17 protein-coding genes, 1 tRNA gene and 2 pseudogenes are annotated in these 22,087 nt (G+C 51.2%); 11 read left to right on the top strand and 9 right to left on the bottom strand.

From position 1 onward, the window contains the following. Nucleotides 1–9 precede the first annotated feature (9 nt). From yagF to AM410_RS04365, 3 genes are all read left to right on the top strand, one after another. Entirely contained in the window at nucleotides 10–1,977 is a 1,968-nt protein-coding gene (gene yagF / locus AM410_RS04375; RefSeq protein WP_108647565.1) for a xylonate dehydratase YagF, read from the top strand. A gap of 335 nt (nucleotides 1,978–2,312) precedes the next feature. Beyond that, nucleotides 2,313–3,695, top strand: coding sequence for an MFS transporter (locus AM410_RS04370; protein WP_072126504.1), 1,383 nt, complete (start codon nucleotides 2,313–2,315; stop codon nucleotides 3,693–3,695). 11 nt (nucleotides 3,696–3,706) lie between these two features. Then, nucleotides 3,707–5,326 (top strand): glycoside hydrolase family 43 protein, encoded by a 1,620-nt coding sequence (locus tag AM410_RS04365; RefSeq protein WP_108647563.1) that lies wholly within the window; start codon nucleotides 3,707–3,709, stop codon nucleotides 5,324–5,326. A 4-nt stretch (nucleotides 5,327–5,330) separates the two neighbouring features. Here the strand turns inward: AM410_RS04365 and xynR are convergent, their stop codons facing one another. The 3 genes from xynR to argL form a co-directional block, all read right to left on the bottom strand. Next, nucleotides 5,331–6,089, bottom strand: a complete 759-nt coding sequence (xynR, locus tag AM410_RS04360) for a DNA-binding transcriptional repressor XynR (RefSeq protein WP_068795274.1) — start codon at nucleotides 6,087–6,089, stop codon at nucleotides 5,331–5,333. A 133-nt stretch (nucleotides 6,090–6,222) separates the two neighbouring features. After that, nucleotides 6,223–7,227, bottom strand: a complete 1,005-nt coding sequence (gene argF / locus AM410_RS04355) for an ornithine carbamoyltransferase (protein ID WP_108647561.1) — start codon at nucleotides 7,225–7,227, stop codon at nucleotides 6,223–6,225. Beyond that, on the bottom strand, nucleotides 7,197–7,271 hold the full coding sequence (gene argL / locus AM410_RS24015; RefSeq protein WP_223399268.1) for a putative translational regulatory protein ArgL: 75 nt from the start codon (nucleotides 7,269–7,271) through the stop codon (nucleotides 7,197–7,199). Before argL ends, argF begins: the two co-directional genes overlap by 31 nt. Before the next feature lie 120 nt (nucleotides 7,272–7,391). Here argL and rraB point away from each other — a divergent pair, with 120 nt between their 5' ends. The 4 genes from rraB (at nucleotide 7,392) to AM410_RS04335 (ending at nucleotide 9,570) form a co-directional block, all read left to right on the top strand. Beyond that, nucleotides 7,392–7,817: a ribonuclease E inhibitor RraB gene (rraB, locus tag AM410_RS04350; RefSeq protein WP_014168417.1), complete on the top strand. Its 426-nt coding sequence runs from the start codon at nucleotides 7,392–7,394 to the stop codon at nucleotides 7,815–7,817. A gap of 46 nt (nucleotides 7,818–7,863) precedes the next feature. Beyond that, nucleotides 7,864–8,622, top strand: coding sequence for a tRNA isopentenyl-2-thiomethyl-A-37 hydroxylase MiaE (gene miaE / locus AM410_RS04345; protein ID WP_108647559.1), 759 nt, complete (start codon nucleotides 7,864–7,866; stop codon nucleotides 8,620–8,622). A 30-nt stretch (nucleotides 8,623–8,652) separates the two neighbouring features. Then, nucleotides 8,653–9,381, top strand: a complete 729-nt coding sequence (locus tag AM410_RS04340; RefSeq protein WP_108647557.1) for a topoisomerase II — start codon at nucleotides 8,653–8,655, stop codon at nucleotides 9,379–9,381. Nucleotides 9,382–9,485: 104 nt separating this feature from the next. After that, nucleotides 9,486–9,570 (top strand) — tRNA-Leu (locus tag AM410_RS04335). Between the two features lie 149 nt (nucleotides 9,571–9,719). Here AM410_RS04335 and AM410_RS04330 read toward each other — a convergent pair. The 4 genes from AM410_RS04330 to AM410_RS04315 all read right to left on the bottom strand — a co-directional run bounded on the left by AM410_RS04330 (nucleotide 9,720) and on the right by AM410_RS04315 (nucleotide 13,724). Beyond that, nucleotides 9,720–10,646: a tyrosine-type recombinase/integrase gene (locus tag AM410_RS04330; protein WP_032681767.1), complete on the bottom strand. Its 927-nt coding sequence runs from the start codon at nucleotides 10,644–10,646 to the stop codon at nucleotides 9,720–9,722. Continuing rightward, a complete protein-coding gene (gene mobH / locus AM410_RS04325) occupies nucleotides 10,636–12,255 on the bottom strand; it encodes a MobH family relaxase (protein ID WP_032681766.1) in 1,620 nt (539 codons plus the stop codon). Before mobH ends, AM410_RS04330 begins: the two co-directional genes overlap by 11 nt. Nucleotides 12,256–12,433: 178 nt before the next feature. After that, nucleotides 12,434–13,345, bottom strand: a complete 912-nt coding sequence (locus tag AM410_RS04320) for an ArdC family protein (RefSeq protein ID WP_108647555.1) — start codon at nucleotides 13,343–13,345, stop codon at nucleotides 12,434–12,436. A gap of 85 nt (nucleotides 13,346–13,430) precedes the next feature. Continuing rightward, nucleotides 13,431–13,724 (bottom strand): hypothetical protein, encoded by a 294-nt coding sequence (locus AM410_RS04315; protein ID WP_032681764.1) that lies wholly within the window; start codon nucleotides 13,722–13,724, stop codon nucleotides 13,431–13,433. Nucleotides 13,725–14,255: 531 nt separating this feature from the next. Between AM410_RS04315 and AM410_RS04310 the strand changes: the two genes are divergently transcribed. Genes AM410_RS04310 through AM410_RS04300 form a run of 3 tightly spaced genes read left to right on the top strand, consistent with a single transcriptional unit; the run spans nucleotide 14,256 to nucleotide 18,621 of the window. Continuing rightward, complete coding sequence (locus tag AM410_RS04310; protein WP_032681763.1) at nucleotides 14,256–15,224, top strand: DNA-methyltransferase; 969 nt, start codon at nucleotides 14,256–14,258, stop codon at nucleotides 15,222–15,224. Beyond that, nucleotides 15,221–17,233, top strand: coding sequence for an ATP-binding protein (locus AM410_RS04305; RefSeq protein ID WP_032681762.1), 2,013 nt, complete (start codon nucleotides 15,221–15,223; stop codon nucleotides 17,231–17,233). Before AM410_RS04310 ends, AM410_RS04305 begins: the two co-directional genes overlap by 4 nt. Then, nucleotides 17,233–18,621, top strand: coding sequence for a hypothetical protein (locus tag AM410_RS04300; RefSeq protein WP_032681761.1), 1,389 nt, complete (start codon nucleotides 17,233–17,235; stop codon nucleotides 18,619–18,621). The genes AM410_RS04305 and AM410_RS04300 overlap by 1 nt, the downstream gene beginning before the upstream one ends. 111 nt (nucleotides 18,622–18,732) lie before the next feature. Here AM410_RS04300 and AM410_RS04295 read toward each other — a convergent pair. After that, nucleotides 18,733–20,221 (bottom strand): annotated as a pseudogene (locus tag AM410_RS04295) (conjugal transfer protein TraG N-terminal domain-containing protein). Continuing rightward, nucleotides 20,219–20,439 (bottom strand): annotated as a pseudogene (locus tag AM410_RS04290) (hypothetical protein); the annotation flags it as partial. The pseudogenes AM410_RS04295 and AM410_RS04290, both read right to left, overlap by 3 nt. A gap of 348 nt (nucleotides 20,440–20,787) precedes the next feature. Between AM410_RS04290 and AM410_RS04280 the strand changes: the two are divergent. Continuing rightward, nucleotides 20,788–21,729, top strand: coding sequence for a hypothetical protein (locus AM410_RS04280; RefSeq protein ID WP_108647553.1), 942 nt, complete (start codon nucleotides 20,788–20,790; stop codon nucleotides 21,727–21,729). The last annotated feature ends 358 nt before the right edge of the window (nucleotides 21,730–22,087 follow it).

The raw sequence follows: 22,087 nt of genomic DNA, 5'->3' as shown, positions 1-22,087 counted from the left end.
AAGACGACGATGACCATTGAGAAAATTTTTACCCCACAGGACGATGCGTTTTATGCCGTCATCACCCATGCGGCCGGGCCGCAGGGGGCACTGCCGCTGACCCCGCAAATGCTGATGGAATCCCCCAGCGGTAACCTGTTTGGCATGACGCAAAACGCCGGTATGGGCTGGGACGCCAACAAGCTGACCGGCAAAGAGGTGCTGATTATCGGTACGCAGGGCGGCATTCGCGCCGGGGACGGGCGACCTGTTGCGCTGGGCTACCACACCGGGCACTGGGAGATTGGCATGCAGATGCAGGCGGCGGCGAAGGAGATCACCCGTCATGGTGGGATCCCGTTCGCGGCCTTCGTCAGCGATCCGTGCGACGGACGCTCTCAGGGCACCCACGGCATGTTCGACTCCCTGCCGTACCGTAATGACGCGGCGATCGTGTTTCGTCGTCTGATCCGCTCCCTGCCGACGCGGCGCGCGGTGATCGGTGTGGCAACCTGCGATAAAGGGCTGCCCGCGACCATGATTGCGCTGGCCTCCATGCATGATCTGCCGACCATTCTGGTGCCGGGTGGGGCGACGCTGCCGCCGACCGTGGGGGAAGATGCCGGAAAAGTGCAGACCATTGGTGCGCGTTTCGCTAACCATGAGCTGTCGCTGCAGGAGGCTGCCGAGCTGGGGTGCCGCGCCTGTGCATCACCCGGCGGCGGCTGTCAGTTTCTCGGCACCGCGGGAACGTCACAGGTGGTGGCCGAAGCGCTGGGTCTGGCGCTGCCGCACTCCGCGCTCGCCCCGTCCGGGCAGGCCGTGTGGCTGGAGATTGCCCGTCAGTCTGCGCGGGCGGTGAGCGAGCTGGATAACCGGGGGATCACGACCCGCGATATCCTGACCGACAAAGCCATTGAAAACGCCATGGTGCTTCACGCGGCGTTTGGCGGCTCCACCAACCTGCTGCTGCACATCCCGGCGATTGCCCATGCGGCGGGCTGCACCATTCCGGATGTGGCGCACTGGACACGCATCAACCGTAAGGTTCCGCGTCTGGTGAGCGTGCTGCCAAACGGCCCGGACTACCACCCGACGGTGCGTGCTTTCCTGGCGGGCGGCGTGCCGGAGGTGATGCTCCATCTGCGCAAGCTGGGGCTGCTGCATGAAGATGCCATGACCGTTACCGGCCAGACGGTCGGGGAGAACCTCGACTGGTGGGAAAACTCAGCGCGTCGGGCGCGTTTTCGTCAGTGCCTGCGCGAGCAGGATGGCGTCGATCCGGATGACGTGATCCTGCCGCCTGAGCGCGCCCATGCGAAAGGCCTGACCTCGACGGTCTGCTTCCCGACCGGCAATATCGCGCCCGAAGGGTCGGTGATCAAAGCCACGGCCATCGACCCGTCTGTTGTGGATGACGATGGCGTTTACCGCCATACCGGCCGGGTGCGGGTGTTTGTCTCTGAAGCGCAGGCCATCAAGGCCATTAAGCAGGAAGCGATCCAGCAGGGCGATATTATGGTGGTGATTGGCGGAGGCCCGTCCGGCACCGGCATGGAAGAGACCTACCAGCTGACCTCCGCACTGAAACATATCTCGTGGGGCAAGACGGTCTCGCTGATCACCGATGCGCGCTTCTCGGGGGTATCAACCGGGGCGTGCTTCGGCCATGTGTCGCCGGAAGCGCTGGCAGGTGGCCCCATCGGCAAGCTGCGCGACAACGATATCATTGAGATCAGCGTCGACCGCCTGTCCTTAACGGGCAGCGTTAACTTTATCGGCACGGCGGAACAGCCGCTGACGCCGGAAGAGGGGGCGCGCGTGCTGGCGTCGCGTCCGGTGCATCCTGACCTGCACGCCCATGCATTTTTGCCGGACGATACCCGCCTGTGGGCGGCTCTGCAGTCGGTGAGCGGCGGCACCTGGAAAGGGTGTATCTATGACACCGATAAAATCATCGAGGTAATTAACGCCGGTAAAAAAGCGCTCGGCCTTTAATTATATTTCTGGCTCTTGTCGTCTACGGAAAATATTCCGTGGACGGCTTTTGCATGTCTGTTTTTTATTATTTCGAAAATAATGTAATTGCATGAAAAACAAAGTCTTTAAATGATATCAGGATGTCGAGTGGCGTCACAAAAGCAAAATATCATAATTCAGAAATAAGATATGACCATTGTCGGTTAATTGAACACTTAATTACACTCTATTAACACGATGTTGTGAATTCAGCACACGAAATAAGGGTGTATTCCTGATGATGCACCGGGCATTTATTTGCCTGAATCAGGACCCTGGCGTTTGCACTGTTCCACGTACTGCCGTTGGGGGTAATGATGCAATTAACCATGAAAGATAAAATTGGCTACGGGCTGGGTGACACCGCCTGCGGCTTTGTCTGGCAGGCCACCATGTTCCTGCTGGCCTATTTCTATACCGACGTGTTTGGCCTGTCGGCGGGCATTATGGGGACGCTGTTTTTAGTTTCCCGCGTGCTGGATGCCGTCACCGATCCGCTGATGGGGCTGCTGGTTGACCGCACCCGCACGCGTCACGGCCAGTTCCGCCCGTTCCTGCTGTGGGGCGCGATCCCGTTTGGGATTGTCTGCGTGCTGACCTTCTACACGCCGGACTTCTCCGCGCAGGGTAAAATCATCTACGCCTGCATAACCTACATTCTGCTGACCCTGGTTTACACCTTCGTTAACGTCCCTTACTGCGCCATGCCGGGCGTCATCACCGCTGACCCGAAAGAGCGCCACGCGCTGCAGTCCTGGCGCTTTTTCCTCGCGGCGGCGGGATCGCTGGCCATCAGTGGCATTGCCCTGCCGCTGGTGAGCATCATAGGTAAAGGCGATGAGCAGGTCGGCTATTTCGGCGCCATGTGCGTGCTGGGGTTGAGTGGCGTGGTGCTGCTCTACGTCTGCTTCTTCACCACCAAAGAGCGCTACACCTTTGAGGTGCAGCCGGGGTCGTCGGTGTCGAAAGACCTCAAGCTTCTTTTCGGCAATACCCAGTGGCGCATTATGTGTGCGTTCAAAATGATGGCGACCTGCTCCAACGTGGTCCGCGGCGGGGCGACGCTCTACTTCGTGAAATACGTCATGGATCACCCGGAGATGGCGACGCAGTTTCTGCTTTACGGCAGCCTCGCCACCATGTTTGGTTCGCTCTGCTCATCCCGCCTGCTGGGGCGCTTTGACCGGGTGACCGCCTTCAAGTGGATAATCGTGGCCTACTCCCTGATCAGCCTGCTGATTTTCTTCATCCCGGCCGAACATATCGCCCTGATTTTCGCCCTTAACATTCTGTTCCTGTTCGTCTTTAACACCACCACGCCCCTGCAGTGGCTGATGGCCTCTGACGTGGTGGATTACGAGGAGAGTCGCAGCGGACGCCGCCTCGACGGGCTGGTGTTCTCCACCTACCTGTTCAGCCTGAAGATCGGTCTGGCGATTGGCGGCGCGGTGGTGGGCTGGATCCTGGCGTATGTGAACTACTCCGCCAGCAGCAGCGTGCAGCCGGTCGAAGTGCTGACCACCATTAAAATTCTGTTCTGCGTGGTGCCGGTGGTGCTCTACGTGGGCATGTTCATCATGCTGTCGTTCTACAAACTCACCGACGCCCGCGTGGCGGCCATCAGCCAGCAGCTGATTAAGCACCGTGCAACGCAGGGTGACGCCGTGCCCGACGCTGCGACAGCCGCATCCCATTAACAGGAGGCAACATGACAACGATAACAAACCCGATCCTCACCGGCTTTAACCCGGACCCGTCCCTGTGCCGTCAGGGGGAGGATTACTACATCGCCACCTCGACGTTTGAATGGTTTCCGGGCGTGCGCATCTACCACTCCCGCGACATGAAGAACTGGTCGCTGGTCAGCACGCCGCTGGACAGGGTGTCGATGCTGGACATGAAGGGCAACCCGGACTCCGGCGGCATCTGGGCACCGTGCCTGAGCTACGCCGATGGCCAATTCTGGCTGCTGTACACCGACGTGAAAATTGTCGATTCGCCGTGGAAAAATGGCCGTAACTTCCTCGTCACTGCGCCCTCCATCGAGGGGCCGTGGAGCGAACCGATCCCGATGGGCAAAGGAGGGTTTGACCCGTCGCTGTTCCATGACGACGATGGCCGCAAATACTACCTCTACCGGCCGTGGGGGCCGCGCCATCACAGCAACCCGCATAACACCATCGTGATGCAGGAGTTTGACCCGCAGACCAGCACCCTTTCGCCCGAGCGCAAAACCCTGTTTACCGGCACGCCGCTCTGCTACACCGAAGGGGCGCACCTTTATCGTAAAGAGGGCTGGTACTACCTGATGGTCGCCGAAGGCGGCACCAGCTATGAACACGCGGTGGTGGTGCTGCGCTCAAAAACGCTCGACGGGCCGTACGAGTTGCATCCGGACGTGACGATGATGACCAGCTGGCATCTGCCGGAGAACCCGCTGCAGAAGAGCGGCCACGGCTCGCTGCTGCAGACCCACACCGGGGAGTGGTATATGGCCTACCTCACCAGCCGACCGCTGCGCCTGCCGGGTATACCGCTGCTGGCCTCGGGCGGGCGCGGCTACTGCCCGCTGGGACGCGAGACCGGCATTGCGCGCATCGAATGGCGCGACGGCTGGCCGTACGTTGAAGGCGGCAAACACGCGCAGCTGACCGTCCCCGGCCCGCAGATAGCGGAGCAGCCCGCCGCCTCCCGGGACCGCTGGCGGGAGGATTTCGACGGCAGCACGCTTGACCCGGAGCTGCAGACCCTGCGCATTCCGTTCGACGACACCCTCGGCTCGCTCAGCGTGCGCCCGGGGTATTTGCGGCTTTACGGCAACGACTCGCTTAACTCGACCTTTACCCAGTCGACCGTGGCACGCCGCTGGCAGCACTTCGCCTTCCGGGCAGAGACGCGCATGCAGTTCTCGCCGGTTCACTTCCAGCAGAGCGCCGGGCTGACCTGCTACTACAACAGTAAAAACTGGAGCTACTGCTTTGTGGACTACGAGGAGGGGCAGGGCAGAACGATCAAAGTGATCCAGCTTGACCACAACGTGCCGTCGTGGCCGCTGCATGAACAGCCGATCCCGGTACCGGACAGCGCAGAGAGCATCTGGTTACGGGTTGACGTCGACACCCTGGTTTACCGCTACAGCTACTCGTTTGACGGTGACACGTGGCACACCGTGCCGGTGACGTATGAAGCGTGGAAACTGTCGGATGACTACATCGGTGGGCGCGGCTTCTTTACCGGCGCGTTTGTCGGCCTGCACTGCGAAGACATCAGCGGTGACGGCTGCCACGCTGACTTTGATTACTTCACCTACGAACCGGCCGCGAAATAGCGGCTCAGGCCGGGTAACCCAGCGCGCGTGAGAGCTGGAGCCCGGCCTGCTGAAGCTGCTCGCGGAAGCTGGCCAGTTCGGCGTCATCCACCCGCGACGTCAGCGTCGACAGACTCAGGGCGGCAATCACGCGGGATTCATGGTTCCACACCGGTACCGCCACGCAGCGCACGCCCTGCTCGTTCTCTTCGCGGTCGAAGGCGTAACCCTGCACGCGAGTCTGTGCGAGGGCCTCCAGCAACGCGTCGCGGGAGGCAAGGGTGGAAGGGGTATAGGTGGTGTACTGATAGCCCTCAAGCAGGGCGTTCAGCTCGGCCTCGCCAAGCCAGGCAATCAACACCTTGCCGATGGCGGTGGCGTGAACCGGCAGCCGACGACCAATGCGTGAATAGGCGATAGCCGCCAGCTTGCCTTCAATCTTCTCGATATAAACGCCTTCACGGCCGTCCAGGATCCCCAGATGGGTGGTCTGCCCGGTACGCTGCGACAGCTCCGTCAGCCAGCCTTTGGCCTTCTGACGTATATCGATTGAGCCCACCACAAAATGGCCGCGCTCCACCAGCTTCATGCCGAGGCGATATTTACCGTTTTCCGGGTTCTGATCGATATAGCCGTGAAGCTGCAGGGTTTTCAGCAGCGAGTGGAGGGTACTTTTGCTCAGCCCCATCAGTTTGCTGATGTCGGTGATCTTAAGCTCGGTGGCCTGCTCGTTAAACAGGTCGAGGATCTGCAACGCACGTTCAACAGACTGAATAATCGGCATAATGCTGGTATGTCCACGCAGGAATTAAGGCGAAAACGTACCTTTTTCAGGCGGAAAAATCAATGAAGTGGCGCCGGCTTACGCCCTCTCCCGGTGGAAGAGGGCCGGGGTGAGGGCACAAGACCGCAGAGGATCACTCCCCAAGCGTCGCCACCATCACCGCCTTAATGGTATGCATCCGGTTTTCTGCCTGGTCAAACACAATGCTCGCCGCCGATTCAAACACCTCGTCCGTCACTTCCATTCCGACGTGCAGATCGAACTCTTTCGCCATCTGCTTACCCAGCGTGGTCTGGTCGTCATGGAACGCTGGCAGACAGTGCAGGAACTTCACGTCCGGGTTACCGGTCAGCGCCATCATCTGCGCGTTCACCTGATACCCGCGCAGCAGGGCAATCCGCTCGGCCCACTTCTCTTTGGCCTCGCCCATCGACACCCACACATCGGTATAGATGAAGTCCGCCCCTTTCACGCCGGCCGCTACCTCTTCCGTCAGGGTGATCTTCCCGCCATTCTTCTCCGCCAGCGCGCTGCACTCCGCCACCAGGCGCTCTTCCGGCCAGCAGGCTTTCGGTGCCACGAGACGCAGATCCAGCCCGGTTAACGCTGCCGCTTCCAGCATTGAGTTACCCATGTTGTTACGCGCATCACCCGCATAAACCAGCGTCATCTCGTTAAACGCTTTGCCCGGCAGGTGCTCCTGCATGGTCAGCAGGTCCGCCAGCAATTGCGTTGGGTGGAACTCGTTGGTCAGCCCATTCCACACCGGCACGCCCGCATGCTGCGCCAGCGTTTCGACCACGTCCTGGCCGTGACCGCGATACTGAATGCCATCGTACATCCGCCCGAGTACCCGCGCGGTGTCCTTAATTGATTCTTTATGCCCAATCTGGCTGCCGCTCGGCCCTAAATACGTGACGCGCGCGCCCTGGTCAAATGCGGCAACTTCGAAAGAGCATCGTGTACGGGTTGAGTCTTTTTCGAAGATGAGCGCGATGTTTTTGCCAGTAAGCTTTTGTACTTCCTTACCCTTTTTTTTATCGGCTTTAAGCTGAGCGGCAAGGGTCAGCAGGGAATTGAGCTGTGCAGGGGTAAAATCGAGCAATTTCAGAAAGTGTTTCTTGTACAGATCAGACATTTTATCCTCACATGGCAAACGCCACTTATTGAATTAAAATTCACTTTATATGTCTAATTATTCATTTGCAACCCCGTTTCACAAATCTTTCCAACAAAGGTGGAGGCAAACCCGTCCGTGTGTGAAAATAGAAGTATCTGCCGCACTTTAAAGAGGAATGAGCCATGGCAAACCCGGAACATCTGGAAGAGCAACGCGAAGAGACGCGCCTGATTATCGAAGAACTGCTGGAAGACGGTAGCGATCCGGACGCGCTGTACACCATCGAGCACCATTTCTCTGCTGACGATTTCGACGCGCTGGAAAAACTGGCGGTAGAAGCTTTCAAACTGGGTTACGAAGTGACCGAGCCGGAAGAGCTGGAAGTGGAAGAGGGCGACACCGTCATCTGCTGCGATATTCTGAGCGAAGGCGCGCTGAAAGCAGAACTGATCGACGCTCAGGTCGAACAGCTGATGAACCTGGCCGAGAAGTTTGAAGTGGAATACGACGGCTGGGGAACCTACTTCGAAGATCCGAACGGTGAAGACGGCGAAGAAGGCGACGACGAAGATTTCATCGACGAAGACGACGACGGCGTGCGTCACTAAGCGTTTCAGGCGGTGGCGCATGCCACCGCTTTTTCAAGGCAGAACCATGGATTACCCGCAGATACTCGCCCCCGTTCTTAACTTCCTCCAGTGCCCGACCCCAAAAGCATGGATTGATCACGCCCGCGACCCGGCGAACCTGCCGCTGCTGCTCACCGACCACATGGTGTGCGAGCTCAAGGCCGCCCAGACCGCGCTGCTACTGGTGCGCAAATACGTCGCCGACGAAAGCGGTGCCGACGCGCTGCTCGACTGGCTCAAACCCTACGAAGCGTTCACCTTCCGCGAAGGCCCGGAGCCGGATTTTGTGGCCCTGCACAAGCAGATTGGCAAAAGCGTCATGCCCAAAACCGACGACCCGTGGGGCCAGGCGCTTATCGACAGCATGGTGCTGCTGATCAAAGAAGAGTTGCACCACTTCTGGCAGGTGCGCGAGGCGATGCTGGCGCGCGACATTCCGTACGTCAAAATCACCGCCAGCCGCTACGCCAAAGGGATGCTGAAAGCGGTGCGCACGCACGAACCGCTGACGCTTATCGACAAGCTCATCTGCGGTGCCTACATCGAAGCCCGCTCCTGCGAGCGTTTCGCCGCGCTGGCCCCGTTCCTCGACGACGATCTGCAGAAGTTCTATCTCTCGCTGCTGCGCTCGGAAGCGCGCCACTATCAGGACTACCTGACGCTGGCCCAACAGGTGAGCGACGACGATATCTCACCGCGCATACAGCTTTTTGGCGAAATTGAAGCCACACTTATCTCGACACCGGACAATGAGTTTCGCTTTCACAGCGGCGTGCCGGTGTAAACCGGCATAGCGAAAAGAAAAGGATGCGAGATGAATAAAACGTGGATCCGTATAGTCGTGGTGACTCTCCTGGCCGCCGTCGTGGCGTTCTGGGTCTACTTCGATAAACAACGCCAGCACACCCCCGAACAGCAGCTTGATACCACCCTCAACGCAATGCCCGCCTGGCAGGTGATTAAAGAGCAGGAGCCTGTGCTTCATCAGCGCATTCTTGACCAGATGGCGGCCCTGCAAAAAGCCGGCGAGCCGGAGCAGAAGATTATCGACACCATCCAGCCGCAGATCCTGCATCTGCAGATGTCGCGCCTGCAAAACGCGCCGGACGCTAACGTGGTGAACTATATGACGATCAACATGGAGCAGACCGCCGCCATCCAGAAGGTGAGCGACGATGCCTGTTTCCGCTTCCTCTACCCGGCGGTAAAAGGGGGCATCAACCCGATGCGCATGTTGGATAAAGACCTGATGACGCGGCGCATGCAGGCCGACGCCGACATGATGCGCGCGGCCTACGGCAAAAACCGCCACACCGTAACCCCGGAAGAACGCGAAGCCGCGGTGACGGATGTCCGCCCGATTATGAAAACGCTGGCCGACAAGTACGGCGAGGACATCCAGTTGCTGCAGATGCCGGAGAAGGCGGTGGGCAAAGAGAAGCTCTCCTGCGACATGGTGCAGGAGATGTGGGCGAAGGTGCTGGCGCTGCCAGAGCAGAAGGCGGCAGGCGTGATTCGACTGGCGGTTTCCGAGATAGAATGACAGGGCGCTGGTTTTTTGGGCACTTAGCGTAGGTTTAGCGCGTCGCCGCTTGCATGGCGACGCGCGACAGGTATAATCCACAACGTTTCCGCATCCCCTTCAGTGCCGAAGTGGCGAAATCGGTAGACGCAGTTGATTCAAAATCAACCGTAGAAATACGTGCCGGTTCGAGTCCGGCCTTCGGCACCAAAAACGATTGTGATAATCGGAAAACCTACAACAATCAATACGTTGTACAATGAAGCTGGACGTTGACGGCAACTACAAAATGGCCGCATCTCCGGCTTTTTTTGTTTATAAAGCCTCGGGCCGGATCTTTTCACTCACTCCCTGTTTTGTCAATCTCTCTCCACGCAACTTCTGAGCATCTCGACATTGTGTTCAATATAGCTGAGCGTCACCTTAATATCGCGGTGGCCGAGTAGTTTCTGCGTGACATACAAATTTTGCTCCGGTTTCTGCATCAATTCTGTGGCCACGGTATGACGGTAGCGATGTGATGAAAACCGGCTGTGGCAGGCATCGCTGAGTTTGGCAAAGAAATAACTGACCTGATTTTCTGTCATCGGTTTACCCTGGCGCAGCGTCCGCCGACTGAAGCGGTTGATGTTGAACAACTGATCGTCAGCCCGTATTCCTCTTGTTTTAGCTTCTTCAAGCAGATGCTCCAGATAGGGTCGAAGCCGGGAGGCAATGGGAACGATATGTTCATCATGGCTTTTGCTGCCTTCGCTCTGAATAAACAGCGTGTCATGGACCAGATCGACATCCTTAATGCGCAGATGGATAAGCTGGTTCAGCCGGATAGCGGTGTAGTTGAAGGTTTCAACCACGGTCAACCAAAACCATGCAGGATACAAAGGTGAACGATAGCCGCGCTGCATTCTCTCCCGTTCGATAAACTGGTTCAGCACTTTGCGGGATGCGAGGATTTGCTCGCGGGTCAGGGTTTTCTTTTTCTTACGGGATTCCCGCAGTGATGTTTTCTGGAATGGATTGATGAACTGCTCCAGTAATCCCTGTTCAATCGCGAAGTTATACAAGGCCCGCATATGGCGCATATAGTGATTCCAGCTCACCGGCTTGATACATCGCACATTTAGCAGGTAATGACGCCACTCCAGCACCATATGCGGTGTGACTTCGGCGGGTAACACGTTGCGCCAGTGGGTAAACTGATTTACTGCCGTGCAATAGCAGCTCTGGGTATCAGGGCGTAGCAGGCGGGCAAAAAAATACTCTTCCAGGAGCTGTTCAAAGGTCATGGGTGTCTTCTCCTTCACTGAGCAAGAGATGAGGGTTATTAAAGGGAACGTCATCTCCAAAAAGCGGCGTGGGATCGTCAAGCAGATATCCCTTCAGACGTGAACAACGGCGTGGGCCGACAACGGCGCAGTGCCAGATGTTGAGGCCGTTTTTTTGTTTTCGGTGAAGATTCAGGTTCTGGAACTTCTTCTGTACCTCCCGCCAGTATTCTTCTGGGACATTCTGACCGCAGGTGCTAAGCCAGAGTTTGAAAATACCGGGCGTCACCAGAAACACCGACCCGGCGACGGTATGAATCCGGGCGTTAGGTTCATTGACTTCCAGATGTTGGGCCTGAACGTTACGCACCAGCCACTGCCAGAATGCTTCGCCTGAAAGTAGGGCATCGTTCTGTTCGGGTTGAGGGGATAGTTGTTCTACTACCGCGTCCGTTGCAATCACTGCTTCTGTCTCATTCTGGACTTCCGCTATTGGCGTAACAGTTCCACTGAATGTTGCGGGCCGCTGTTGTGGATCTTCCCAAATCAGCGAAGGAGAAAAGCGCAGCAGCGTAAGCTCACTGCTCCAGCCGCCGCTGGCCTCAATCCGGCAATGCCAGATGGCTTTATCCTCACAGGGAATAAGCAACTGGTGTGCCTGCATCTCGTCGAACAGCCGCACGTTATGTTGTGGTACGGCGTCAATCCCCTGGCGCAACAACCAGCCACGCACTGCATCGGCAGCGTTCTTGCTGACCAGCCACAGCGCCTCTTCCGTCAGCCAGCCGTCAGAACCGCCGTTCGGGTTGTTGAGCCGGAACTCATGCGCCAGCAGGTCGCGCAGGGCCGCGATGATTTGCTGCGGCAGCGAGGTTTGTGGACGATGGATAGCCTTAACTGGATCGCCGCCGAGATTAAATGCCACCGACGCCCGGTCGGCTTTCTGCACCAGTTCACCTGCCAGCCCGGCATACTGATATTGCCCGTTCAGGCAGTGAAGCAGGGTGGATAAGGCAACTGAATCAGCAGCGAGCCAGTCTAGGCTTTCCGGTGGGAGAAGTTGGGTAAGCAGAAGGGCTGCCGCAGCCGGATGGCGCAGATAATCACGTTGCGGCAGATAGCGAAACCGATAAGGCTGGGTTAGCGGGCCATGCCATGGAAACCAGCGTTGCCCGCTGGCATCTTCCACCTCAATATCGGTGATGAGTTTGCCTAGATCGTGCAGCAGCGCGGCGTAGATGATAACGGTGGTCCAGCGTTCGGACTGAGCAGCCTGATCTTCCGGCGCTGCATCAGGCGGAAAAAGATAACTCTGCCGCAGTCGTGCGGCATAACAGGCGGCTTCAAGGCTGTGATCGAGCAGACCGCCCGCGTGGGAATGGTGGTGGTTTTCCGAGGCCGGAAACAACTGCGCCAGTTCTGCGAAGCGGTGGACTGGTATCAGCCAGAAGCGTTCAAACAGTGAGGCGGGAAGGGCGGTGCTCTGCCGAATAAACTGGATCAACTGTTGGCGGGTAGTTTCAGCCAGTAGCGTTTGCGCGGATTCAGGATGCAGCCATCCCTCCGTGACGTCTGGTTCGCCAGTGGATGGTGTAGTGTTTTGCTTTTTGCGCGTCAGCCATATCCGCATAATGGCCTTTTCCCCTTTTTCGGGTAAGCCCGTTACCCCTTCACTCTCTTCCCCTTCACCCTTTGGATTTTGCCTTTTGGTGCCGTCAGATTTGGGGCGAAATTGTTTATTGGGCAGCGCAAATTTATTGAAGTGGAGAAAAACGGCAGAGCAGGATGCTCCGCCGTTGATATGAAGGTCATGCGCTCAGCGCTAACGGCTGCTGTGCCTGTTCAAGCAGATATTCACAGGCATTACGCGCTAATCCGCTGGCGCGGAAAATCGCTTTTTTGTCCTGCTGCAACACCTTCAGCCACGATGCGATGTAACTGTCATGTTGTAGCTTCGACTGGATGCCAACATGAGCACACAGGAAAGCCGCTCCCATTTCGGCGACCAGCTCTTCAAAACTGTACGTCGGATCGCCGAAGGTATGCTTTCCGGCAGTGATGCCATCCCGGTTCAGCCGTGAAGCGTGTCCGGTAGCGTGCGTCAGTTCATGCAGCAGCGTGCCGTAATAATCCTCACGTGAGGCGAACTGCTCAGGATGCGGCATGATGATGCAGTCGCGCCCCGGCGAGTAATACGCCCGGTTCTGGCGTCGGTGAGTGATCACCACCGCACTTTGCCGGGCAACCTGCTCAGCGGTGGCGATAGGATCATCGACCATCACGACAGGCTGTGAAAACGCCTCCGGCAGTCCTTCACATTGCTGAATATTGAACAGCCGGAACTCGCGTACTACGGCGTAGGATGTCAATTTAGGGTTGCCGTCAGCATCAAGAACCGTATTTCCGTTGCTGTCCACTACCTCGCGTTGCTGGGGCAGATAAAACACGGCCAGTGTGGATTTTTCGTTCTTGCGGATGTTTCCGCCTGCATTGCGAATTTGTGTGAAGGTCAGCCAGCGATCGCTCTCATATCCCTGTCGTTCTGCGCTGTTCCAGAGCAGAGGAATATTGATGCCGTGATAAAACCGCCCGGACAGGGCATTCATCGGCACCACCGGTTCCCCTTCCCGCCACGGGCGAACCCAGGGGATCACGCCTTTCTCTAGCGCGGCGATAATTTCATCGGTGACTTTCTGGTAAAGATCGTTGCTTCTGTTCATAAGCGTAACCTCATGATAAAGAAGCCGGGTACGACGCTCCCGATCGGGAATCGCCCGGCACGGGTAGTGAAGAATGCTGAGGTAATCAGCTGGTGTGAAGGGCAGTAACCAACAGGTGGTCATCTTCAATGATTAAGCGCAGCGGCGTCATCAGCGGTACATTGCTGCTGCCGTCTGCGGGCAAACAGTACAGACCGAAATTGATACTCTTACGGTCCGGGCCTGCGCTTTTGAATGTCAGTATGGTCGCGACAATCAGGTTTTCGAGGCGGTCATCTTCCTGAGAGGGATCGGGTGGAAAACTGACTACCTTTTCCCAGGCCTCAGATGAGATAGACAATGATAAGGAAGTTGCTTCAGTGATGGATGAAGTTGGCATAGTATTTCTCCAGTGATGAAAGCAGAGAAACACCGCCCGACAGGGAGGAATTCCCTGCATGGTGGGGTAGAGGATGTATCAGGCGCTAAGCGCTGTCCGCGAGGATGATACGGAGCGGACGAAAAGGCGAGCCTCACCGGGTAGGGTGGCAACCTTAAGGCTCTGGTTGCGGACAAATCAGTTTGAATTATGCACAACTTTGGTTATTGAGCAATAGGGTAATTTACTCGTGATTAAAGTGAACTATCTGGTTTTATTGAATATATTGTTACTACTGTAACAGATTATGATTGACGTCTTAGAATGTACACTCAGATGCGCTATACGGTAGAATTGTGTCTACAAATGCTCAAATGCGCTGAAAACCTGAAACATTTAACAGCAAAAGAATTTTGTAAGGGATAGATTTCTCGTGCGAACTTAAGAATCTCAGTCCCTTTGAGACTCTGTGTTACTTGGGCTGAAAGTAGCTGAGAAAACACAGATTTGATTTTAGAAAACTTGATAAATTTACAAGGTATTCAATACCATATGAATCTCTACTATAAAACAGAACTTGGAAAGCTTTATCTTGGGGACTCTCTTGATGTCCTTAATGACGAGGACATCAGTAAATACGTAGGGAAAGTAAACCTCATCGTTACATCACCACCTTTCCCATTGAATAATAAGAAAAAATATGGAAATGAGATAGGCGAAGCATACCGAGAATGGTTTAAAAAACTGACACCTATATTTAATCAACTCCTTGCTGATGATGGTTCACTTGTCATTGAGATAGGTAACGCTTGGGAACCGGAGAGGCCTGTGCAATCAACTTTGCACTTAGAATGTTTGTTTGAAATGACAAAACAGAAGAATTCTGAGCTCAGATTAATTCAGGAGTTTATTTGCTATAACCCTGCAAAATTGCCATCTCCTGCTCAATGGGTCACAGTTAATAGGTTGCGTACTGTTGATAGCTATACCCATGTTTGGTGGCTTGCTAAGACTGATTATCCGAAAGCAGACAATAAAAAAGTCTTACGGCCTTATAGTAAAAGTATGCGAAAACTATTAGAGCGCCAAACCTACAATGCTGGAATGCGACCATCTGAACACAAAATTAGTGAAAAAGGTTTTCTAAAGGATCATGGTGGAAGTATATCCCACAATTTTTTTGAACTTGAGCCTATAGATGAATCTCGAGAGGTTCGATTACCTCATAATGTAATGTCTTTTTCAAATGTATCATCTAATGATTTTTTTATTAGAAAATGCAAGGAAATGGGTATTAAACCTCATCCAGCACGAATGAATAAAGGTATAGTTAATTTCTTTATCGATTTTCTAACAGATGAAAACGATCTTATATTTGATCCTTTCGGTGGTAGTAATACAACGGGATTTTGTGCAGAATTAAAAAAAAGAAGATGGTTAGCAATAGAAGCGGATGAGAAATACGCAGAACAATCAAAAGTCAGATTTGAAGACCCTGAATTGAAAAAGGAAATAGTATGAATTTAAATGCGGCTTTATCAACAGATTTATTAAAAGAAGGTAGAAATAAGGAACAGTTTGTTGGTCGACCGTTCTATTTATCTTATGATATTGCTAGGCTGTTAGTTTGTGATGCCTGGAAAGCACAGGTTAAAGGGATACCAGCCGGTTGTTTTCTACTTGCATTTTACGATGGTGAAGACGGTGTTGAAGAGGCAGTATTGCTTAGGGCACTTTCTCAGACAAAACTCCCTACTGATAATGATGTAATATCATCAATGATAGAGTATTACAAGGATAACTTAGATATATCAGGGCGAGCTGGTAGTTTGAAAGGCGGGAAGTTAGATGAATTTACACGTTACGAATTTAGTTTTTCAGGTTTAGAATGTAGGGTTCTTGGAGTATTTTATAGAACACAGAAAGGTAATATAGAATTTGGTGCTGACCTTGAGAACTTTTATGCAGCTAATAATTACACTGTATACAAAGCCAATAGAGATGTTCTTGAGTTTATAGTAAACCAACGAGATGATGGCGGTTTAGTTGGTCAGGACTCTGAATTTAAAATTGGTAGCGTAAGATATTCATCTAGCCGTAGACATCAATCTCAAGAGGAAAATGTTAATGTATGGGTAAATCCTAAAGATTTTTTAGGAAAAAGGTCTGCTATGTTTGGGATGACCCGTACTGGTAAGTCGAATACTGTAAAGAAAGTGATAGAAGCAACAGAGGAAATTTCAAGAAAAGCTTTAATACTATTGGATTCAGCTTCTCCTGAAACATCTGAGTTTACATCTTCTGGAAGTCCAACATTTCCAGTAGGGCAGATTATATTTGATGTGAATGGTGAGTATGCAAATGCAAATAGACAGGATTCTGGAACAGCTATATATGATTTATATAAAGAAAAAGTTTATAGATATAGTGTATTAGAGAAAAATGATTTTAAAGTGATGAAAGTTAATTTCTTTAAAGACATTGAAAGTGGTTTTAGTCTTATATCTAGTTACTTTCAAGAGCAATCTTTAGGGGGCGACTATGTTAACAACTTTATTGCTGTTAGTTTTGAAAAACCTGAAAGCACAAATCTGAATGGTTCAGAATGGACAAGATATAATAGATTAGTTGCTGCCTATAAATGTTGTTTGTACAGAGCTGGTTTCAAGGCGCCAAATGGTGAAAAAATTAGATTTACTGGAGCGGCAGAAATTAATGGTGAAATCCTAGAGGGTAGAGTTTTGGATCCTAAACAAGGATTAACCCTTGAAGAGGCTTGTACATGGTTTGAAAGAGTATGGGAACAGTATGACGAGCTGAAGTTTTTTAAAGATTATATAAATAAGAAAGGATATGAATGGGCAAATGATGATTTAAAATCAATGATGGTATTTTTAACGACTTACAAATTACCGGGTAAAAAAAATCAAGTAAGTGGTTATAAGAAAATTCGTGTAAAACAATTGCATAATTTACACACTACAAGTATGGATGAATCGTTTGAAATAGAAATTCCTCGTCTGCTACAGCAAGGGAAAATTGTTATTGTTGACTTGTCACAGGGGGAACCGGTAGTTCAGCGATTATTCTCTGAGAAAATTTGCCGTTCTACATTTAACATCTCTATGGATCGCTTTATCAATAACCTTCCAAATAATTTTATCCAATTTTATTTTGAAGAGGCGCATAACTTATTTCCTAAAAAAGATGATAAAGATCTTAGTCAGATATATAACAGAATTGCAAAAGAAGGAGCTAAGCTACACTTAGGGATGATATATGCTACTCAAGAGGTTAGCTCTATTAGCTCGAATATATTAAAGAATACACAAAACTGGTTTATCGCACATCTAAATAATATTGATGAAACAAAAGAACTTGAGAAATATTATGATTTTAAAGATTTCACACATTCATTAGTTAATTTTTCTGCAACCAATGATAAAGGCTTTGTTAGGATGAAAACTTATACAAATCCTTTTATTGTTCCAGTCCAAATTGATCGTTTTTTAGCTAATAAGGGTATGTGATGAGCTATAATGCAAAAGGCAACCGCCCATTCGAGTGGGCTAGTAAATCACAGCATACTCATGTGATCAATGATCCTTCTGTTCAAAACTTGATGAAAAGATGTAAATTCCCGTCTACCAATGAAGAGTCGAAAAAAGATGTCCTTGAGCATTCTATTGAAATAAATACAGGTGCATCTAGAGACGTAACGACCATCATAGCTGTCGATGGTGGTTATACTGAGGTAACTGTAAGGAAAAATTATCCGAGCTCGAAGGTTGCATTCTTTCAATTTGGTGGACTGGAATTTAGTTTGGATGACTTAAAACAGTTGGGGGATTATCCCTTTATCCATCCAGAAAAAATGGAAAAATTTAAAAAACTAGCAAGATTTAAACTTGCTATCCCTACAAAGGCAACGTCTTTAGATTCTCTTTCAATGGTTGATTCTGTCAGAATACCTATAATTGAATTTTTTAATGAGAGTAGGGACGGTAAAAAATATATAGATACACTTAAGTGGTTGGTATTTCATGAGTTTAAAAGGAAAAGCATTGATTGTGATTCATCTCTTCACCAAATAACATTTGGGAGTTTGCCTAAACGGAATGGTGAGATATTTAAAGATGTTGTTGTTAATAAATTTGATATAGATGGTCAAGGGTATTTTGTCTATGGTGGGGAGACATTTAATCTTATTGATATTTTAAGGTTTCATGAGGTTGTAGATGAGGAATTAGGGGCTAGCGGTATTTTAGGATACTTGACGAATGTGATTGAGCATATAATTATTGTTCATTGTATAAAAGAAATTGTAACTCGGAAACCTTCATTTTTGAAACGATTTCTTTTCATTAAAGATGGTCCTTTAGGCTTTTTTGGACAAACGGCGAAATTGCATAAAGATATGAGGGAGTTATGTAATTTATATATTGATGAGCATTCGCTAAAATTAGTCGGCTTAGAAAAATCAGGTTCTTTTGTTGAACATGCAGAGCAAATCTCTTCTGGAGATAGTGCTTGTTTGCTAAAAGGTCAAGCGCTGCCACTTTTTAATAATTATATTTATAAGCATATACTTCCTGGCCCTTCTACTGAAGAGGAATTAGATAAGGTTCCTCCATATGCCTCAACTTCCTATTACAGTGGAAAATTGATTTATCGTAGCAAATCGGATAGGGTTTGGGTTTTAACTATACCTATTAAAACCAGTGAAGAAATAAAAAAGTTAAATAGAAATTCATTTTCTAATTTAGATGAAATTCTTAATGTTGTTGAACATCTGAAGTGTGACATGTATGAGAATGCTATTGTCCCTATCGCGTTAGTTAATCAGCTAGTATCTCTTGCAAATCATCCATCTTCTAATATGTTAGAAAAATTTGCCATTCAATCAATGAATGAATAAGTGCACAAAACCTTAGGGATGAAGGTGAATTAATGTTCACCTTCATGCTCTGTTAAAATAACTAAGTGCATATAATTTTTTTCTTTAGATTATTAGGTATATTTATTAGAACTATTGTTTATTCACAATAATCATCCCCCCAGCCTTCCCCCCACTATCCTGCGCCACCTTAACCCCACCTGTCAGTGTTCCATTCACCGCCACGCCAACCCTCACTCCTGCCCAAGTCATAGCACCCAGCCAGAACGTCGGCAGCACCAGAAACATCGACCCCATCACCAGATTGATAATTACGTCATCCTGCGTATTCTGAATCCCGGCCAAATTCCAGCTACTGTGGGTATCGCTGTTGTAGAGTACATCCAGCAGCCAGCTATCGAGCCACCTCGCCAGTTCCCACCAGAAGGTGAGAAAGAACAGCGCAAACTGCACAAACGTTAGCGTCATCACCGCCTTCACATCCCATGCCGAACATAGTGTTACCAGTGGAATACAGATCACCAGCGCCATTTGCAGTAGCGCCTGTACCATCGGTAACGCCTGGCGCACGCTGTCGAATGCCGGGAACGCCGCTATGCTGCCGAGGATATTTCCGGCGCTGGATGCCAGCCGGGTGGCTGCATTGGCGACAGTGCCATCAACATTACCTCCATAGCCTGGATAAACGCGCCCGTTCTGCGATACCTGCATATTGCGTTCACTGACCAGCGAGCGCAGCACAGCCTCTTCATATGCCGCTTGCGGCAGACCGATCTTTTTAAACGCTGTCCAGATATCCGGGGCCGGGAGTTGCAGGAGTCGGGCCTTCAGCCCAACGGTGTCGTCGCCCACCATTGTTTGCAGGTGGGGTAGCCGCCAGCGCCAGTGTCGGCCAGCCCGGCATCGCGTGATGCGCTATACGACCAGTCGCTATGTGGTGAAAGTGCATGATCGGTATCGTAGTAACCAGCCGTGTTGAGAAAGTACGATGATCCCACCCAGGCCGTATCGTCACTGGTGTCATCGTCCAGCTCTCCAGTGCGAAATTTCAGACGGGCGCGGGAAGGGGCATAACACTCCTCAACGAAATCCCGCAGTTCCTGAGCCAGAGCAGGATCCTTAATCCGGGTGTGCTGCACCTCAAAACGGATCTGGCGGAGGTCCGGCTGGCAGGGCAGGGTAGCAATCGTTGCGCTGGTGATGCCTTTGCTGATCACATGAATAAAGTACCACCAGACCGGGACGGCGGCGGTTTTACCGCCCAGCGAGTTAATAATCGGCTGATAGCCGGTATCGGCGGGTTGCGGTACTGACATCCCGCACTGCTTCGAGCGTGTGGTGTCATATTTGATGGTATCGAGGTCGATGTTCAACATTGGCACGCAGGTAAACATAATGACCAGCAACGAGGTGTACATCAGGTGCTCGGTCCATACCAAAGAAAGCGCGGCTTTATTGCCCTCATCCGCCCCCTGGCTTCTGGCCTGTAGCCACAGCGCCAGCAGCTTAATCAGAGCAGTGGCCGGGCGAATAACCCGGTAGCACTGATCGCATTCCATAGCCCGTTATTGACCACCAAGTCGAAAATATTCCAGCTAGCTGTAGGTCGCCACCTGAACACCTCCAGCACGATAAACCACTGTGCGATGCGGCGAGTCGCCGGGCGATACGGTGGGAATTGGTCATACAGACGCCAGCCCACGCAGGAAATCGTAGCGTACAGCGTTATACGCCAGAGTAACGGATCGCTGCGGTTAATCTGCGGCGAGTAACCTGAAGCCAGGTAAACTGTCGCTGTGATGCAAGCAGCAGGGAGCCGGACAGCATCATCCGTTTCATTGCGTATCCCCGCTAGTTGGTTTGCTGAGATCGTCCACCCGCTTGTTGGCGTCGTCTTCTACGCCGACGGCTTGGCCTTTGTTCTTCGCTAAAGTTGTCTGGCGCTCAGGGATGGTGAGCGCTGCGTTATTGGTCTACGCTCGGTGCCTCTTTCATACCACATGTACAAGCTAAAAATGCCTATTGACACAGAATGCCAAAATTTTCTAATGTATTAATAAGGTTCGCGCAGACCGGTCAGCCTGTAGACAAATTTGCCATCGCGCATATCTAACATCTAGCTTTAACAGAGCACTCTTTTCCAGCTCTGTGTTTACAGGCCGCAGGGTATTACATAAAGGAAATGATATGCTCTCAGAATTAGCATTCAATGATGATGTCATTGATCTCCCGCCTCCAGAGAAAGAACAGCTACGCAAACATGCTCGTTTTCTCAGAAATCACTGTAATGTTCCTCTTGGTCATGCTCAGGAAATGGTTGCCTGGTTTTACCATTTCAAAAGCTGGAGTGATCTGACCGCCCGGCATAGTCAAACGACAGATATTATCGCCGAGAATAAAATAGCAGAAGTGCGAGAATCTCTGCAATTGCATAGAAACAACATATCTGTTGCGGAGTTGGCAGAGCTTTCAGCTCTCAATGCGATGCCGGGAACGCTAACTGAAGCTGTGGTGAGCAATCGCATCGCTCAGCTTAACCAGCATGATCTCATTTTGCTTTACCGCTATATTTATGACGAAGAGTATTGGGGAACTGCCGTACCTGTATCCTGGTCTAAAGGTTTACGAAGAGCGGACCGTTGCCTAATTTTATTGGCTAAGACAATAGGCGAAAAAGGCAAGGCCAGCAGAATTAATCCACATCTATATTTCCCGTGGTTTGGCCTGCGTATGTATGGTTACTTAGAGGTTAATGGAGTCGAGCTAAATTATGATTGCACGGAGCTGGATAGCTACTTTTTCCCCACAATTGATCGACTCGATGCATTATTTCGTAGGGAATGGTTTGTACCATATTTTATTGGATTTGCTAGCTATCTCTTACAGACGTTGGAACTATCCGGCTATGTAGGCCGCTTGTCATTTGGAAGAGTTCATAATGAAGGTTTGATTGAAAAAGCGATCAGCGGAGTAAATGGTAAGCAATTTCATTACACAAGATACAGTCTTAATGGTAATGAATTAACTGACGGGCCGATTGAAAAATTGGTTGAAGAACTGCTTGCAATGGGAGGGCGTATCAACCCAACCCTGCAACGTATTGAATTTAGTTTTGGTAAGGAGGTTTGACAGTATGGATTTAAATCTCCTGACAGAACTAAAAAATGCCTCACCTTCCGCTTATGGTGTGCTTATCATTGCATTTGTACTTTGCACTCTAGCCCGGCAGGGGTGTTTGTCCCGTTTGTCATCCCGTCAATCCTTTTGTTTATTGATGACGGCAATTAGCCTCATTGGCATAAAATCGTTTCTGCTTTAATTAATAGATTATCGTTTATGATACAAAGTATATTCTTCGACTAAGCCATAAAGGCGCCTTGGGCGCCTTTCTCAAATAATTGATGTTAGCTCTTTCATTGCTATCCTAGAATTTTTATATCTAAAAAATGCCAACCAACTACCGTATGATTTCTGAATCCCACTCGCA

The organism is Enterobacter cloacae complex sp. FDA-CDC-AR_0164, assembly GCF_003071645.1.
Classification (GTDB): Bacteria; Pseudomonadota; Gammaproteobacteria; order Enterobacterales; family Enterobacteriaceae; genus Enterobacter; species Enterobacter ludwigii.
Note: the sequence above shows the minus strand (reverse complement) of the source record. Positions and strands in the feature narration are given on the sequence as shown.